The organism is Allomesorhizobium aridi, from assembly GCF_043769475.1.
GTDB lineage: Bacteria > Pseudomonadota > Alphaproteobacteria > Rhizobiales > Rhizobiaceae > Allomesorhizobium.
Map to the genome: position 1 here is coordinate 1,995,129 of NZ_CP171729.1, position 14,869 is coordinate 2,009,997.

The 14,869-nt window shown below is 63.5% G+C and carries 18 protein-coding genes; 7 read left to right on the forward strand and 11 right to left on the reverse strand.

The window, feature by feature from the left end; genetic code table 11:
* The first annotated feature begins 150 nt into the window (after window positions 1-150).
* On the forward strand, window positions 151-882 hold the full coding sequence (locus tag ACG873_RS11775) for a hypothetical protein (RefSeq protein WP_394891928.1): 732 nt from the start codon (window positions 151-153) through the stop codon (window positions 880-882).
* A 15-nt stretch (window positions 883-897) separates the two neighbouring features.
* Here the strand turns inward: ACG873_RS11775 and ACG873_RS11780 are convergent, their stop codons facing one another.
* Both ACG873_RS11780 and cysE read right to left on the reverse strand, forming a co-directional pair.
* A complete protein-coding gene (locus ACG873_RS11780; RefSeq protein WP_394891930.1) occupies window positions 898-1,101 on the reverse strand; it encodes a DUF3126 family protein in 204 nt (67 codons plus the stop codon).
* Window positions 1,102-1,236: 135 nt separating this feature from the next.
* Window positions 1,237-2,085, reverse strand: a complete 849-nt coding sequence (gene cysE, locus ACG873_RS11785; RefSeq protein ID WP_394891931.1) for a serine O-acetyltransferase — start codon at window positions 2,083-2,085, stop codon at window positions 1,237-1,239.
* A gap of 364 nt (window positions 2,086-2,449) precedes the next feature.
* On the opposite strand from cysE, the gene ACG873_RS11790 reads away from it, so the two are divergent.
* Window positions 2,450-2,821, forward strand: coding sequence for an SPW repeat domain-containing protein (locus ACG873_RS11790; RefSeq protein ID WP_394891933.1), 372 nt, complete (start codon window positions 2,450-2,452; stop codon window positions 2,819-2,821).
* A 152-nt stretch (window positions 2,822-2,973) separates the two neighbouring features.
* On the opposite strand, the gene ACG873_RS11795 is transcribed toward ACG873_RS11790, so the two are convergent.
* From ACG873_RS11795 to ACG873_RS11805, 3 genes are read right to left on the reverse strand one after another with little or no spacing between them, the layout of a single operon-like run.
* A complete protein-coding gene (locus tag ACG873_RS11795; protein WP_394891935.1) occupies window positions 2,974-3,738 on the reverse strand; it encodes an alpha/beta fold hydrolase in 765 nt (254 codons plus the stop codon).
* A 36-nt stretch (window positions 3,739-3,774) separates the two neighbouring features.
* Window positions 3,775-4,278 carry a DUF192 domain-containing protein gene (locus tag ACG873_RS11800; RefSeq protein WP_394891936.1) on the reverse strand — a complete coding sequence of 168 codons (504 nt, stop codon included), beginning with the start codon at window positions 4,276-4,278 and terminating at the stop codon, window positions 3,775-3,777.
* A gap of 20 nt (window positions 4,279-4,298) precedes the next feature.
* A complete protein-coding gene (locus ACG873_RS11805; protein WP_394891938.1) occupies window positions 4,299-4,895 on the reverse strand; it encodes a cold-shock protein in 597 nt (198 codons plus the stop codon).
* A 227-nt stretch (window positions 4,896-5,122) separates the two neighbouring features.
* Between ACG873_RS11805 and ACG873_RS11810 the strand changes: the two genes are divergently transcribed.
* From ACG873_RS11810 to ACG873_RS11825, 4 genes are all read left to right on the forward strand, one after another.
* Window positions 5,123-5,563 (forward strand): VOC family protein, encoded by a 441-nt coding sequence (locus ACG873_RS11810; RefSeq protein ID WP_394891939.1) that lies wholly within the window; start codon window positions 5,123-5,125, stop codon window positions 5,561-5,563.
* 150 nt (window positions 5,564-5,713) lie between these two features.
* A complete protein-coding gene (locus ACG873_RS11815) occupies window positions 5,714-7,246 on the forward strand; it encodes an acyl-CoA carboxylase subunit beta (RefSeq protein WP_394891941.1) in 1,533 nt (510 codons plus the stop codon).
* Window positions 7,247-7,353: 107 nt separating this feature from the next.
* Window positions 7,354-7,845: a Gmad2 immunoglobulin-like domain-containing protein gene (locus ACG873_RS11820; RefSeq protein WP_394891943.1), complete on the forward strand. Its 492-nt coding sequence runs from the start codon at window positions 7,354-7,356 to the stop codon at window positions 7,843-7,845.
* Window positions 7,846-8,010: 165 nt separating this feature from the next.
* On the forward strand, window positions 8,011-8,442 hold the full coding sequence (locus tag ACG873_RS11825) for a hypothetical protein (protein ID WP_394891945.1): 432 nt from the start codon (window positions 8,011-8,013) through the stop codon (window positions 8,440-8,442).
* Window positions 8,443-8,630: 188 nt separating this feature from the next.
* Here ACG873_RS11825 and ACG873_RS11830 read toward each other — a convergent pair whose 3' ends face one another.
* The 5 genes from ACG873_RS11830 to cckA all read right to left on the reverse strand — a co-directional run bounded on the left by ACG873_RS11830 (window position 8,631) and on the right by cckA (window position 13,237).
* Window positions 8,631-8,807, reverse strand: coding sequence for a hypothetical protein (locus ACG873_RS11830; protein ID WP_008838014.1), 177 nt, complete (start codon window positions 8,805-8,807; stop codon window positions 8,631-8,633).
* 213 nt (window positions 8,808-9,020) lie between these two features.
* A complete protein-coding gene (locus tag ACG873_RS11835; protein ID WP_394893466.1) occupies window positions 9,021-9,269 on the reverse strand; it encodes a ParB N-terminal domain-containing protein in 249 nt (82 codons plus the stop codon).
* Between the two features lie 132 nt (window positions 9,270-9,401).
* A complete protein-coding gene (locus ACG873_RS11840) occupies window positions 9,402-9,812 on the reverse strand; it encodes a nuclear transport factor 2 family protein (RefSeq protein ID WP_394891947.1) in 411 nt (136 codons plus the stop codon).
* Between the two features lie 63 nt (window positions 9,813-9,875).
* Entirely contained in the window at window positions 9,876-10,589 is a 714-nt protein-coding gene (locus ACG873_RS11845; protein WP_394891949.1) for a DeoD-type purine-nucleoside phosphorylase, read from the reverse strand.
* A 38-nt stretch (window positions 10,590-10,627) separates the two neighbouring features.
* Window positions 10,628-13,237, reverse strand: a complete 2,610-nt coding sequence (gene cckA, locus ACG873_RS11850; protein ID WP_394891951.1) for a cell cycle histidine kinase CckA — start codon at window positions 13,235-13,237, stop codon at window positions 10,628-10,630.
* Between the two features lie 322 nt (window positions 13,238-13,559).
* Between cckA and ACG873_RS11855 the strand changes: the two genes are divergently transcribed.
* Complete coding sequence (locus tag ACG873_RS11855) at window positions 13,560-14,333, forward strand: hypothetical protein (protein ID WP_394891952.1); 774 nt, start codon at window positions 13,560-13,562, stop codon at window positions 14,331-14,333.
* 105 nt (window positions 14,334-14,438) lie between these two features.
* On the opposite strand, the gene dksA is transcribed toward ACG873_RS11855, so the two are convergent.
* Window positions 14,439-14,855, reverse strand: coding sequence for an RNA polymerase-binding protein DksA (gene dksA / locus ACG873_RS11860; RefSeq protein WP_008838010.1), 417 nt, complete (start codon window positions 14,853-14,855; stop codon window positions 14,439-14,441).
* Window positions 14,856-14,869: the final 14 nt, after the last annotated feature.

A 14,869-nucleotide genomic window follows, 5' to 3' on the forward strand; every position in this document is an offset into this window, starting at 1 on the left:
CGCGGTTACACGCCTGAAACCTGCCTGGCCGAGCGGGGCTTCCGTTGGAGCCCTGGATCCGGCCAGAACGGTCGATCCGCACCAATCTTTACTCGGCGTTTACCATGAAAATGCAAGGTCGGGACGCGTCGCAAACCTGCGGGATTTCTGATGAAACAGTCGATGGCCGCGGACGGCCCCGAAATCAGGACGGTGGATTCGTCGCTGATGTTCAAGGTGTTCTGCGCGTTCGCGCTGCTGGCTCTCCTCTCCGCGGCGATCAGCGTAGGCGGCAAATGGTTCGGCCGCTCGATAGCGATGGCCGGCCATACCGACGACACCACCTTGCGCGAAATCGTTATCGGCAACGACGTCATCGCCGTGCCGGCAAACGCCATCCGCTTCGAACGGGCGCGGCGCGACGGCATCGCCTCGCGGCTCGATCTCTATCTGCGCTGGCCCGACATGAGCGGCTACAGCACCGCCGCGCGCGACGATTTCAACCACGCCGGCGAATCGCGGCGGATCATCTTCTTGTCGTTCGAGGAACGCATGATGTCGCGCGCCATGAGCGGCCGCCTCGCGCCGATCTACAGCTCGATGATCGTCAAGCCCGGCGTTTCGGCGCCGGGCGGCGTCGTGCTGTACGAGTTCAACGGCAAGTCGGGCTACCTGAACGAGGTGCTGGCGGTTGCCGAGCGGCCGGGCGACACGCCTTTCGTGGCGCGCTGCCTCAGCGGACCCAGCGCCGACGAATCGCTCGCGCCTTGCGAGCGCGATGTGCAGGTCGGCGAGAATCTCAGCCTGGCCTACCGTTTTCCGAAGGAATTGCTGGCCGAGTGGCGCGCACTGGACGCGGCCGTTCTCGCCGAAACGTCCCGTATACTGAAGACCGGCCGCTGAGCCGGCTGGAAGGCTTCAGCCGAGATCGATGTCGAGGATGGCCATCGAGAAATTGTAGTCGCCGTCCTCCTCGTCCTTGAAGACGAGGCCGAGAAACTCGTCGCCGACATAGACTTCGGCCGAATCTTCCTTGCGCGGACGCGCCTTCACCTGCATCTGCGGATTCTGGAATGTCCGTTTGAAGAAGGCGTCGAGTTTTCTGATCTCATCCGGGTTCAAGGCTGTTCTCCCCGTGGCGGGTGCGTTCGATTTGGAACGCGCTTCTGGCACGGCACGAAGGGCGATGTAAAGGCAAGGCGGGCGTTTTCAACCTGCGGCGGCGGCCGCCGGACGGACCGCCACCAGACCGAACGCTCAGATGTCGAAGCTTACCGTATGGTCCAGCGCCTGGGAGGGAAGGAACTGGTCCATCTGGCGGGACGGATGGTCGCAGCCGGTCTCGCCGACGACGCGGGCCGGCACGCCGGCGACCGTCTTGTTGTGCGGAACGGCCGACAGCACGACTGAACCGGCCGCGATCTTGGAGCAATGACCGACCTCGATATTGCCGAGGATCTTGGCGCCGGCGCCGATCAGCACGCCGTAGCGGATTTTCGGATGGCGGTCGCCACCGGCCTTGCCGGTGCCGCCGAGCGTGACGCCGTGCAGGATCGAGACGTCGTCCTCGATCACCGCGGTTTCGCCGACCACCAGCCCCGTCGCATGGTCGATGAACACGCCCATGCCCATTTTCGAGGCCGGGTGGATGTCGGTCTGGAACACGGAGGACGAACGGCTCTGCAGATAGAGCGCGAAATCCTTGCGGCCGTTGTTCCACAGCCAGTGGGCAAGCCTATGCGTCTGGATCGCATGAAAACCCTTGAAATAGAGGATCGGCATGAAGAACCGGTCGCAGGCGGGATCGCGGTCGTAATAGGCCTGGATGTCAACGCGAACGGTTGTCGACCAGTCCGGATTGTCACGCACCATGGTCTTGAAGGTCTGGCGGATCAGGTCGGCGCCGACGTCGCGGTGGTCGAGGCGCTCGGCGAGGCGGTGGATGACGGAATCTTCCAGGCTTTCCTGGTTGAGGATCGTCGAATAGAGGAATGCCGACAGCAGCGGATCGCGCGATACGGCCTCCGCGGCTTCGTCGCGCACCGTACTCCAGATCGGATCGACCGGCTTGAGGGTGGCCGGGCGCGGCGCGTTCATACTCGTCATCGACGGTCTCCGTTACCGGCGTCCATTCTCGTCAGCCGGACATATACTCCAGAGCCTGACAGGAATGAACTCAATTTTCCTTAGTGCTTGTTCAAATGGTTTTGGTTCAGCCGGAATCAAGCGGTCGTGGAAAACAATCCCTTGATCGGGGGACAGCGGCGTGTCCACCGGGCCTGAGCAGGCCCGCTTGGGCCGGACGAACCGACAGGCTACGGCGGTTCGGGACGACATCATTGATCTTGTTGGTGTTTTTTGAGATAATGACGATGTTCGTACGGACGCCCGGCTGAGGAGTTCGACAACGACGCACAAGTCCTCACGGGCGTTTGAGCTACGCTCAAAGTAGCCTGAGAGGAGTATCGTCATGGCAACATTTGACAGAACAGGCTGGGGCCTGATCGAGCACCGGCGCTGGGAGGACATCGTCACGATGATCCTCGGCGTCGCGATCCTCGTATCGCCGATGTTCGGCGATACCGCCGGCAACACCACAATGGTCGCGACCACCGCAATCGTCGGCGCAGCCATCGTCGTTCTGGGTGCTCTGGAGCAGATATTCCTGCGTCGGTGGGAAGAATTCCTGACGCTGCTTTGTGGCGTCTGGATGATGTCGTCGCCATTCGTCCTGGAATATGCTGGAACATTGCGCAATTGGCACATCGCGCTCGGCGCGGCCGTCGCAGTCCTTGCGCTTCTGGAAATCTGGCAAGACCGGAACCGCGACCTCGAAGCCTAGAGCATGATCCCGAAAAGTTGCAGACTTTTCGGACAAGATCATGCGGCTAAACAACAGTTAGAGCCCCCATTCCGATTCGATCGGAATGGGGGCTCTAACGGCGAGCTGAACGACTCTGCGCCGCCGGAACTTTGCGGCGGCGCAGCGCGACATTAGAGCGGGTTGTCCGCCAGGAACTCCAGGACCCGCTTCTTGAACGTGCGGTCGCCGACCGACAGCATGTGGTCGCGGCCTTCTATGTCGAAGCTTTGCGCATTCGGCATCAATCCGGCGAGTTCCGAGGCGGAGCCGGCAATATCGTCGGTGGTGCCGACGCCGATCAGCGTCGGAACCGCTATGCGGCTGACTTCCTCTTCCGACAGGAGCGTGCGCGACGCCGAAATGCAGGCGGCGAGCGCGCGCCGGTCGCTTTTGGTCTGGTCTGCGAAGGCGCGGAAAGTCTGCCCGCGCGGGTTCTGGATCTTTGACGGGTCGGGCGCGAGAAGCGCGTCGGCGATCGGATTCCAGTCGCCGACGCCTTCGACCATGCCTATTCCCAGCCCGCCGAAGACCAGCGTCGCCACCATCGCCGGTTCGGCGAGCGCCAGGAAAGCTGCAATGCGCGCGCCCATCGAATACCCCATGACATGCACGCGGGGGATGCCGAGATGGCCAAGCAGCGCCGCCGCGTCGCCTGCCATTTTCTGCGGCGTATAATCGGCGGGCTCATAGCTCTTCGAGGAGGCGCCGTGGCCGCGATTATCGAACGCGATCGCACGATACCCGGCGTCGCCCAGCGTCTTCATCCAGCCCGGCGAGACCCAGTTCACCTGCGCGCTGGAGGCGAAGCCGTGGATCAGCAGGATAGGCTCGCCGCCGCTCTCCGGCGGTCGGTCGATGAAGGCCAGGTCGAAACCGTCATGGGAGAAGGACTGCATGGCGCCTGCGATCCCTTTCAGAATTGAGACCATCGGTTAGTTGGCGCCGGCGGCCTGGCTGATAGCCGGATGGCGAATGAGGTCGCCATTCTCGATTCCTGCTTCGGCCGCGGTTCCGGCATTGAGTTCGAGCACGAACTGGACCGGTTCGCCCGGCGCGATCGGCGCCTCGGAAAACGGCTCGCCCTTCTCGATCGCACGCACCTTGCCGTCCTGCCCGATGAACAGCAGGTCGAGCGGCAGCGGCGTGTTCTTCATCCAGAAGCCTACAGGCTGGCTCTCTTCGAATACGAACAGCATGCCATGGTCATTGTCCATTTCCTGCCGGAACATGAGGCCGCGCGAGCGCTCGCCCGGTTCATCCGCGATTTCGACGTTGAACGCACGCTCGCCTGCGTCGGTCTCGGCGATCAGCGGTTCCGGATGAACCGGCAACTCCATCGCCTGCTCTTGCGCAGTAGCCGACGACTGCAGCGCAAGACAAACGAAAAGCGCGGCAGCCAGGCCGGCCTTCCCTGCCGCGGGGCGGAAAGGTTTCATCGAAAAATCCCTGTCAGGCCTCAATGCGAGACCGGCAAGGTACCGATATCCGGGTGAATTTCGGCAGCCATAAGGCCCTTTTCGCCGCGCCCGAAGCGAACCAGCACAACCTGGCCCGGACGGAGTTCGGTCAGGCCGTAGCGGCGCAGCGTCTCCATGTGGACAAAGATGTCTTCAGTGCCCTCGCCGCGCGTGAGGAATCCGAAACCCTTGGTGCGGTTGAACCATTTGACGAGCGCCCGCTCCAGCCCGCTTTCGGCAGTCACCGCGACATGGGTGCGCTGCTCCTGCATTTCGGCCGGATGAACCGCGGTCGAACTGTCCATGGAGATGACGCGGAAAGCCTGCATGCCGCGCTCGCCGCGCTTGACCAGGCAGACCACGCGCGCGCCTTCGAGGGCCGTGTGGAAGCCGTCGCGCCGCAGGCAGGTCACGTGGAGGAGGACATCGCCGGAAGCGCCGTCGTCGGGCAGGATGAACCCGTAGCCCTTGGCCACGTCGAACCACTTGATCACCCCGGAAATCTCGACCAGACCAGCCGCGTCGCCGCCCTCGTCACGGTCCAAGGCGCCGTCCGCTTCCAAGTCTTGCCCCATGAAAGAGGCCCTGTCCCCCATTCGAACGCACCCTTTCCAGAAACGCAGCCACTGATTCTTCGCGTAAGAATAGCACTGCGCCTTCCGGGCTGCGCAAGACCTGACGTGCCTTTTTTCAACGTTTCACCCCGGAAATGCGGAGGGAGGCCGTTCGCTTCCCGAACAAGCTGTTTTTGCGGGTTGCCGCGCGACATTGCCCCGCCCTATGTTCCGGCGCTTAACCCAGGGCTGCAGCCGGAGGACCACCCATGCGCTATCTCCACACAATGGTCCGCGTCTCCGACGTGGATGCATCGCTCGACTTCTACTGCAACAAGCTCGGCCTGGTCGAAGTGCGCCGCCACGAAAACAAGGAAGGCCGCTTCACGCTGATCTTCCTGGCCGCGCCCGATGACAAGCAGGCCGGCATCACCGCCAAGGCGCCGCTGATCGAACTGACCTACAACTGGGATCCCGAGGACTACAAGGGCGGGCGCAATTTCGGCCACCTCGCCTACGAGGTCGACAACATCTACGACACCTGCCAGCGGCTGATGGACAGTGGCGTGACGATCAACCGCCCACCGCGCGACGGCAATATGGCGTTCGTCAAATCGCCCGACGGCATTTCCATCGAGCTCTTGCAGAAAGGGCCGGCATTGGAAAAGGCAGAACCATGGGCTTCGATGGGCAACACCGGTACCTGGTAGGGGCCGCCCCCCTGCCGTCGCGCACCGTTGCAATAAAGGGATGGCTGAAAGGCTGGTGGAACGCTCCTGGCCGCCGCTTCCGGCCTGATTTGCACTGCCTCTCCGGCGTGGTAACACCCTTGGCGAACACCTGCCGAGGGGGGAACCGCCATGAAGGACGTATTGGTCGAACTCGAACGCCGGCGCGAGATCGCACGGGCCGGCGGCGGACAGGCGCGCATCGACGCCCAGCACAGGCGCGGCAAGCTGACGGCCCGCGAGCGCATCGACATCTTCCTCGACGAAGGCTCGTTCGAGGAGTTCGACATGTTCGTCGAGCACCGCTCGACTGATTTCGGCATGGAAAAGCAGAAGATCGCCGGCGATGGCGTCGTCACCGGCTGGGGAACCGTCAACGGCCGGCCTGTCTTCCTGTTCGCCAAGGATTTTACCGTCTTCGGCGGCTCACTTTCGGAAGCCCATGCCGAGAAGGTCATGAAGGTCCAGGACATGGCGCTGCGCAACCGCGCGCCGATCATCGGCCTCTACGATGCGGGCGGCGCGCGGATCCAGGAGGGTGTGGCCGCACTCGGCGGCTACGCCGAGATTTTCCAGCGCAACGTTCTCGCTTCCGGCGTCATCCCGCAGATTTCCGTCATCATGGGCCCCTGCGCCGGCGGCGATGTCTATTCGCCGGCGATGACCGACTTCATCTTCATGGTTCGCGACACCTCCTACATGTTCGTGACCGGTCCGGATGTGGTGAAGACCGTGACCAACGAAACGGTGACCGCCGAAAGCCTCGGCGGCGCGTCGATCCATACGACCAAATCCTCTATCGCCGATGGCGCCTATGACAACGACGTCGAGACGCTTTTGCAGATGCGCCGGCTGATCGATTTCCTGCCGGCCTCCAACACGGCAGAGCTTCCGGAGATCGAGTGCCACCAGTCGGTGACCGACCACGATCTTTCGCTGGACCGGCTTATCCCCGACAACGCCAACAAGCCTTACGATATCAAGGAACTGATCCTGAAGACGGCCGACGATGGCGATTTCTTCGAGATTCAGCCGAGTTTCGCAAAAAACATCGTCACCGGCTTCGGCCGCGTCGAAGGCCGCACGGTGGGCTTCGTCGCCAACCAGCCGATGGTGCTGGCCGGCGTGCTCGACTCCGACGCCAGCCGCAAGGCGGCGCGCTTCGTGCGCTTCTGCGACTGCTTCAACATCCCGATCGTCACCTTCGTCGATGTCCCCGGCTTCCTGCCCGGCACCGCGCAGGAATATGGCGGGTTGATCAAGCACGGCGCAAAGCTGCTGTTCGCCTATGCCGAGGCGACGGTCCCGAAGATCACGGTGATCACCCGCAAAGCCTATGGCGGCGCCTACGACGTTATGGCCTCGAAACATCTGCGCGGCGACATGAACTACGCCTGGCCGACGGCGCAGATCGCCGTGATGGGCGCCAAGGGTGCGGTCGAGATCATCTACCGCAAGGACATTTCCGATCCGGACAAGATCGCCGCCCACACCAAGGCCTATGAAGACCGCTTCCTGTCCCCCTTCGTCGCCGCCGAGCGCGGCTACGTCGACGAAGTCATCATGCCGCATTCGACCCGCCGGCGCGTTGCCCGCGCCCTGCGCATGCTCCGGAACAAGGATATGGAGAACCCCTGGAAGAAGCACGACAACATTCCGCTGTGAGCGCAGGGGGTCCCCTCGATAAAATCCGGCGAAATGTGAACCACCGCACAGACCTCCGAAACCGCGATCGTGCAGTCTGCTGCGTCAGCAGATTCGGAGGAGATCACATGCCCAACATCATCCAGCAGCCGCAGCCCTTCGACATCGTCGGCGATCCGGTCCTTGTCGCCGGCATAGGCCAGGGCTTCGAGGCGACGCTCAACTACCGCATCCACGACGGCCACGACGAGCGTACCGGCTTCTTCAACGTCGGCGGCGGCACCGGAGAGCATGGCCAGTTCCAGCTCGCGGTCGCAATCGGCAACGCCGCATTCCAGCTCGACCGGCTGTTCGTTGAGGTTTTCGAGGAAAGCGCCGAGGACGGCTCCGAGATCAACAAGGTGATCGTCCCTGTCATCTACGGGCCGCGCATCGTGCCTGGCTATATCGGCTTCAGGCTGCATACGGTCCGCGCCGGCGACACGCTCTCGAAGATCGCCCGCGACAATTACGGCGATCCCGGCCGGTTCACCGACATCCAGCGCGCCAATCCGCAGATCATCACCGACCCCAACCAGATCTTCGTCGGCCAGGTGCTGAAGGTTCCGATCGGCACCTGAGCGGTCGCAAACGGGCCAGCGGGTGCAAGACACGGGGCCGCCACTCACTAAACCTTTCGCTGAGCGGAACCAAAACCCTGGATCGTGATTGGACTCCGTGCCCCTGCGGAGTCAAGCTGAAGTCTGTCGCAGGAGGAGGCACTCAGTCCTTAACAGGAGCCCGTCATGCAGCACCAAACACTTGAACATCTCAAAGCCGTCGCCGAGGTCCATCCAGACCCGACCCGCCCCGTATTGACACGGAGCGAGCGCCTCGAGCGTTGGGCGGAACTTCTCGAAAGAAGGCCAGAGCGGCGGCTAGCGACGCTCCATGGCACGGAGTACCAGGGCGGTGGGGCCCGGGAGACGATGCGCGCCTCGGGCTCGCCGATCACTGTAGCCTTTGAGGACCCGGGCCTTCGCGCCGAGGGGTTGAAGGACGACAGCTACGGCGAGGCCAAGCGGTTCTTCGAACTGTCCGACTGGCAACTGCACGAAGTCGTCTGCTATTGCCATTTCGGCGAGACCGTCACCGGGGCGAGAGCCGCCCGGCATGTCCGCGCCGCGATGAAACCGCGGAGCGGAATACTGGCGAGGCTGCGCGCCATCATCGGCTGAGGCTGCGCAACGAGAGCTGCGTGACGCCTATGACAGAGCGGCCCGCCCGGAGGCGGGTCGCAGGTCGTGTTTGCGGCCATTGGGCGCGGGGCTGGTTCACCGCTCCGCGCTTCTGTTTTGCATTGCAATCCCCCGTGCCTGCGCCTTTGCGTCGGTCTTCGAGGTCGCCCTGCCCGCCCAAGATTGGCTCAGGAATGGCGGATGATCTCGTTGTACTCGTCGAGATCGACGTAGAAAATCTTGGTGATCTCGCTGACCAGCTGTTCTTCGTCGTAGCCGCGCGATTTCAGGATATTGATCGCGGTCAGTATGTCCACGCGCTCCGTCAATCGGCGCTTGGCGCAGTCGTCAATGGCATGCAACATCGGCTTCCCCTCGCCCCAATGTCAAAACTCAAACGACAAACTCGACACCCCATCAAGATGATTGCCGTTGCTTGCGCCGGCCTTGCCGCGCCGGCCGAAAAACTCCGCTGATATTTTTTTACGCCCAGGAACCGCCGACTCAACCGAGGCAACGGGAAGAATAGCACGCAAAACGCGCAATGCACGCAACCGCAAGTCTGCAGCGGCGGCGTCTCAATGCCGTTTCGCCTGCACGAGATAGCCGTCGATCATGGTCTCGCCCAGCCATTTGCTCGCCTCCAGCCGATGCAGCCCCTCGACCAGAATGTGGCGCTTGCCGTCGAAGCGGACCTGGATCGGCATTTTCTGGCCGTTCTCCAGAATATCCTCGGCCAGATGCCGCACCGTTTCGGGATGCAGCGTCTTTCGGCGCGCCGCCGGGACGTAGATGTCGTCGATCTTGAACTTCTGCACTCTCAGCATGAACGGCCCCGCGATTGACAAGCCTGGCATGATGAAAGCCTTCGGCGGCGATGTCCACCCGCGCCCAAGCCGCATGACAAAAGCTTCCGGCGGCGGGCAAGCGCCACCGGGCGGAATGCGCGGTGCTCGTTCTCAAGCCGCAACGGCGACAGGCTTGTCCATTTCGGCGATCATTGCAGTGTCGTAATATTCCACCATCTCGGTCACGACGCCGTTCCGGACGGTCCAGAAATCCGCGCACAGCATCTTGAACCGCTTGCCGTTGTCACGCCGGGTCAGCTCGATCTCTATCTGCGCCGCCACGCGCTCGCCCGCCCCGAAGACCTCGATCGGCCGGTAGGAATGATATTCATAGTCCTTGTGCAGCCCGGTGAGCCGCTCCATGAAATCGGCCTTGCAGTTGCAGCCGCCGCCATATGGCATCAGTTCCGGATCGGCGACCCATCTGAAACAGACATCGTCGGCGCAGTAGGAAAGCGCGCCCTCGATGTCTCCGGCGGCATAGGCCTTGTACAGATTCTCAACGATTTCGAGCGGGGTCATGTCAGATCCTCCCTTGCTGACCGCACCCAGCATGCGCTTCTTTCGAAAGTTCGGGAAGCTCGATCAGCAAGCGCCTCGGCTAGTCGCCTGCGCGGCGACATCGAGCGCCAGCTTCGCCATGTCAGCGAACAGCGCCTGCCGCTCCGACAGCGCCGTCGCCTCGCCGGTGGCGAGGCTGTCTACGACCGTGCAGACCGACAGGGCGCGGAAGCCGAGCCGTGCGGAAAGGGCGAACAGTTCGGCCGTTTCCATGTCCACGGCCCGGGCGCCCAGCGCCCGCGCGGCGTTAAAACGCCCGAGCGGATCGGGGTGATAAAAGACGTCGCTGGAGACTTGAGGGCCAATTTGGTGCGCCACGCCGGACTTTTCGGCTGCTCCCCTCGCAAGCCGAAGCAGCGCAGCATTCGGATGCAGCGGCGGGCGACCCGAGGCGATGTCGAAATCCATGATCGCGGTTTCGGCCAGATAGAGGCTGCGCAACCCGACCGCCTCATCCAGCGCGCCGCAGGTGCCGGTGCGGATCAGCGTTTTTGCGCCGTAGCTCTGGACCAGCTCGTGAATATAGATGGCGATCGAGGGGCGGCCGATGCCCGTCGCCTGGACGCTGACCGGCACGCCGCTATACGAGCCGGAATAGCCAAGGCAGCCGCGAACCCGGTTGACGCAGCGCGGGCGTTCGAAAAAGGTCTCGGCGATCCACCGCGCCCGGTCGGGATCGCCCGGCAGGAGCACGGTTTCAGCGTAATCGCCTTTTGAGGCTTCGATGTGCGGCGTCAAGGCTGCCCCTGTGTTCCCTAGTCCGGCCTCGCCCGACGTCAGCTCTCCAGCACTTCCTTCACCACCGTCGCCAACTGCTTGAGCGAGAAAGGTTTCGGCAGGAAGCCGAACTTGGCGTCGGCGGGCAGGTTCTTTGCGAAGGCGTCTTCGGCGTAACCGGAAACGAAGATGAATTTTATGTCCGGCCTGATCTTGCGCAATTCGCCGAGCAGCGTCGGCCCGTCCATTTCCGGCATGACCACGTCCGACACGACGATGTCCACCTGGCCGCCGAGTTCGTGATAGACCTCCAGCGCCTCGACGCCGGACGACGCCTCGTGCACGGTATAGCCGCGCGAAGTGAGCGCGCGCATGCCGCCCATGCGTACCGCATCCTCGTCCTCGACCAGAAGCACGGTGGCCGAACCCGAGAGGTCGCGCGCGGCGTCGGAAAGCTTGGCCGCGGCGGCCGCCACATCGGCGGCCTTCGCGTCGCTTTCCGCGGCCTGGAGTTCGGCCTCGGTCGCCGCAGGCCTGACGCCCGGAACATGGCGCGGCAGGAAGATGCGGAACACCGAGCCCTTGCCGACTTCCGAATCGCAGAAGATGAAGCCGCCGGTCTGCTTGATGATGCCGTAGACCATGGACAGGCCGAGGCCGGTGCCCTTGCCCACTTCCTTTGTGGTGAAGAACGGCTCGAATATCTTCTTGAGCACGTCGGGCGCGATGCCGCTGCCCGTATCCTCGACCTCGACCAGCACGTAGTCGGCGGCGGCGAGTTCCCGGTAGCCGAATTTCCGGCATTCGGCGGCGGCGACGTTCATCGTCCTGACGGTCAGATCGCCGCCGTCCGGCATGGCGTCGCGCGCATTGACGGCGAGATTGACCACGACCTGCTCGAACTGGCCGATGTCGACCTTGACCGGCCAAAGGTCGCGGCCGTGATCGACCTTGAGTTTGACGGTGTTGCCCACCAGCCGCGCCAGAAGCATGCGCAGGTCGGCCAGCACGTCGGTCAGGTTGAGCACTTCCGGGCGCAGCGTCTGCTTGCGCGAGAACGCCAGGAGCTGCCTCACCAGCGAGGCTGCGCGGTTGGCATTCTGCTTGATGTTCATGATGTCGGGGAAAGACGGGTCCGACGGCCGGTGATTGGTCAGAAGCAGGTCCGACGCCATGATGATGGCGGTGAGCACGTTGTTGAAGTCGTGCGCGATGCCGCCGGCAAGCTGGCCGACCGCCTGCATCTTCTGGCTCTGGGCCATCTGGCTTTCCATCGCCTTCTGCTCGGTGGTTTCGACGGCATAGACGATCGCCGCCTCCTCGGCGCCCTCGCCGCCCGTGCCATCCGCCACCGCATTGACGTAGAAGCGGATGTGGCGGTCCTCGTTGTTGGGCAGCACCGTGTCGATGGGCGCGATGTCGGCCTGCCGCTGACGGGCCTTCTCGAGGGCCGCGGCAAAGGCGGCCCGGTCGCGCTCATGGATCGCGGTGTCCAGGCGCACGCGGCGGTCGATCGCGTCGCGGTCGACGACGTTGGAAAACAGAGACAGGAACGGCGCGTTGGTGCGCACGATGCGGCCGGACTGATCGACGCCGGCGATCGCCATCGGGGTGGAGTTGAAGAAGCGCGTGAACCGAACCTCTGAAGCCCTGAGATCGGCGGAGGCATCCTCGCCTTGGGTGCGGTTGAGCACGATGGTGCGGGTCGGGCCGTTCACGCCTTCGCGGCTGGCCGAAACGCGGTGCATGAAGCGCACGGGCAAGACTTCGCCAGCGGCGGTCGCCAGATCAAGATCGATGACAGCGTTACGCGTCGTGCCCGGATCGGCCTTGACCGAGCGGACAAGCGCCATGCCGTCTCCGGCGACGATCTCGCGCAGGCTGGTGGCGCCGGGCGTGAAGCTCGCCAGGTCGATGCCCAGCCATTCGGCAAGCGTGGCGTTGATATAGGTGACACGGCCGTCCTGGTCGGCGGAGAAGAAGCCGGCGGGCGCATGGTCGAGATGGTCGATCGCCTGCTGCAGGTCGAGGAAGAACCGCTCCTGTTCGGCCCGTTCCTTCGAAATGTCGGCCAACTGCCAGGCAAACAGCGGCAGGCGCTGGCCCGGCACCTTGAAGCTGCGGGCTCGCACCCTGTACCAGCGCGCGCCCGGCTCCGAGCCCGGCCGGATGGCCTGGGCAAGGCGGAACTCGCCGTCGCCGGCTTGGCCGTCGCGCAGGCCGGACGCCAGGCGGTAGATCGTCGGCGAAGCCTCCTGTACATCCGAAAGCAGGCTCTCGACCGTTTTCAGATCGGCCGCGGCGGTGGCCCCGGTCATGTCCGCATAGGCGCGGTTGGCGTAGATCACCCTGCCCTTGGTGTCGGTGACAAGCAGGCCCTGCGACATCGAATCGACGAAGGCCTTTGACAATTCGTCCGTGGTCGAACGCGGCGCGATCTGGATGAAGCCTATCGCGGTGGCGAAGAGAAATCCGACGCCGATCATGGCGAGCACGCCGAGCATGCCGAGTAGGAAAGGGTCGCCCAGGCGTTCGCGGAACAGGCCGAAAACGATCGCCGCGCCCGTCAGGACAACGACGAAGACGACGAGGCGCGTTATGGCGCCGGGACGCGTGTTCTGGTCGACGATCGGCACCGGATAAAAATCGCCGCGCGTTTCCTTGGCCATCGGCCCCCTGCCTGTTTTCCCCGATGCTGCAGCGCGCTGCGTCTTCTGGACGCGCGACGACGCTGCAGGTCTTTACTCTGCGCATCGCGCTTTCCGAAAATCGATTCCGATTTTTGGGCCGATGCGTAGCGCTCTGCGCCAGACCGCTTGAATCACATTCTCCCCGACGCGCATAGACCTAGCCTGAAAATGCGCCGGGAAAAACCAGGGCATGCGCGGCTTTGCATATTTCAGTGCGTCACGATCCGTGAAACGCAACTTGCGAACGGCGGCTGCAACGGTCTAGTGTCGCCCGGGCGGCAAGAACAACGCGGGGAATGAGATGCAGGACTGGTTGGATGGACTGGCGGGTCCAGGATATACCCAGGCGATCCTCTGGACGTTCGCCGCGCTCCTCCTCCTTGTCATCGTGCTGGTCATCGTCAAGCTGGTCCGCAGCCTCACCTTCGGCACATTCGTGGCCGGCGGCCGCAACCGCAAGACCCGCCTTGCCGTGATGGACGCGACCGCGGTCGACAGCCATCGCAGGCTGGTGCTGGTGCGGCGCGACGATATCGAGCATCTGCTCCTGATCGGCGGGCCGACCGACGTGGTCGTGGAGCGCGACATAAGGCTTGCGCAGCCGCGCCGCCCTGCCCTGACTGGCGATGGCGGGCGCGAAGCGGTCGCACAGTCGCAGCAATTGCCGAAACGCGCACCGGAACCGGCATCTCCCGGTCGCCCGGCCACCTTGCCGCCGCGAGCGCCGGAACGGCCTGCGCCACAGCCGTTCCGCGGGTTGGCTCCATCGGCGCCGGCGCCGCAGCCACCTGCGAAACCGGAGCCGCCCAAAATGCCTCCCGTCGCTTCCGTCCCGCCTCTGCCGCAGGAAAATCGCTACGCACCCGCACCCAGGCCGCAGCAGCCGTCCTTCACGCCGGCGAGGCCACAGCCGCAACCACAGCCGCAGCAGGACGATCTCGACGACGCACTTTTGAAGGAACTGGAAGTGTCGCTGGACGAAAAACCGGAGCGGGGCGCGCCGCGGCAGAATTCTACATCGCTCGACGACGAAATGACGAAGCTCCTGGGCGAACTGTCGGCTCACAAGAGATAAGGGAGTAGGGAGTAGGGAGTAGGGAGTAGGGAGTAGGGAGTAAAATTGTCGGGGGAACCGGCAATGGCAAACGAATATGCCCTATTCGCTGCCTGCTATTTTCGCTCAGTCGTCGCGATAGACCTTTTCACGCCGCTCGTGGCGCTCCTGCGCTTCGATCGAAAGTGTCGCGATCGGGCGCGCGTCGAGTCGCTTGAGCGCGATCGGCTCGCCGGTTTCCTCGCAGAAGCCGTATGTTCCCTCGTCGATCCGCTGCAGCGCCGAATCGATCTTGGCGATCAGCTTGCGCTGGCGGTCGCGGGCGCGCAGTTCGATGGCGCGGTCCGTCTCGGACGAGGCGCGGTCGGCGAGGTCCGGATGATTGGCGTTTTCCTGCTGCAGGATTTCCAGCGTTTCGCGCGCTTCGCGCAAGATATCGTTCTTCCAGGTGACGAGCTTTGCGCGGAAATAGGATTTCTGCCGTTCGTTCATGAACGGCTCGTCTTCGGAGGGAACGTAATCGGCATCAGCAAGAGCGTTCATTCGACTCATCCCAT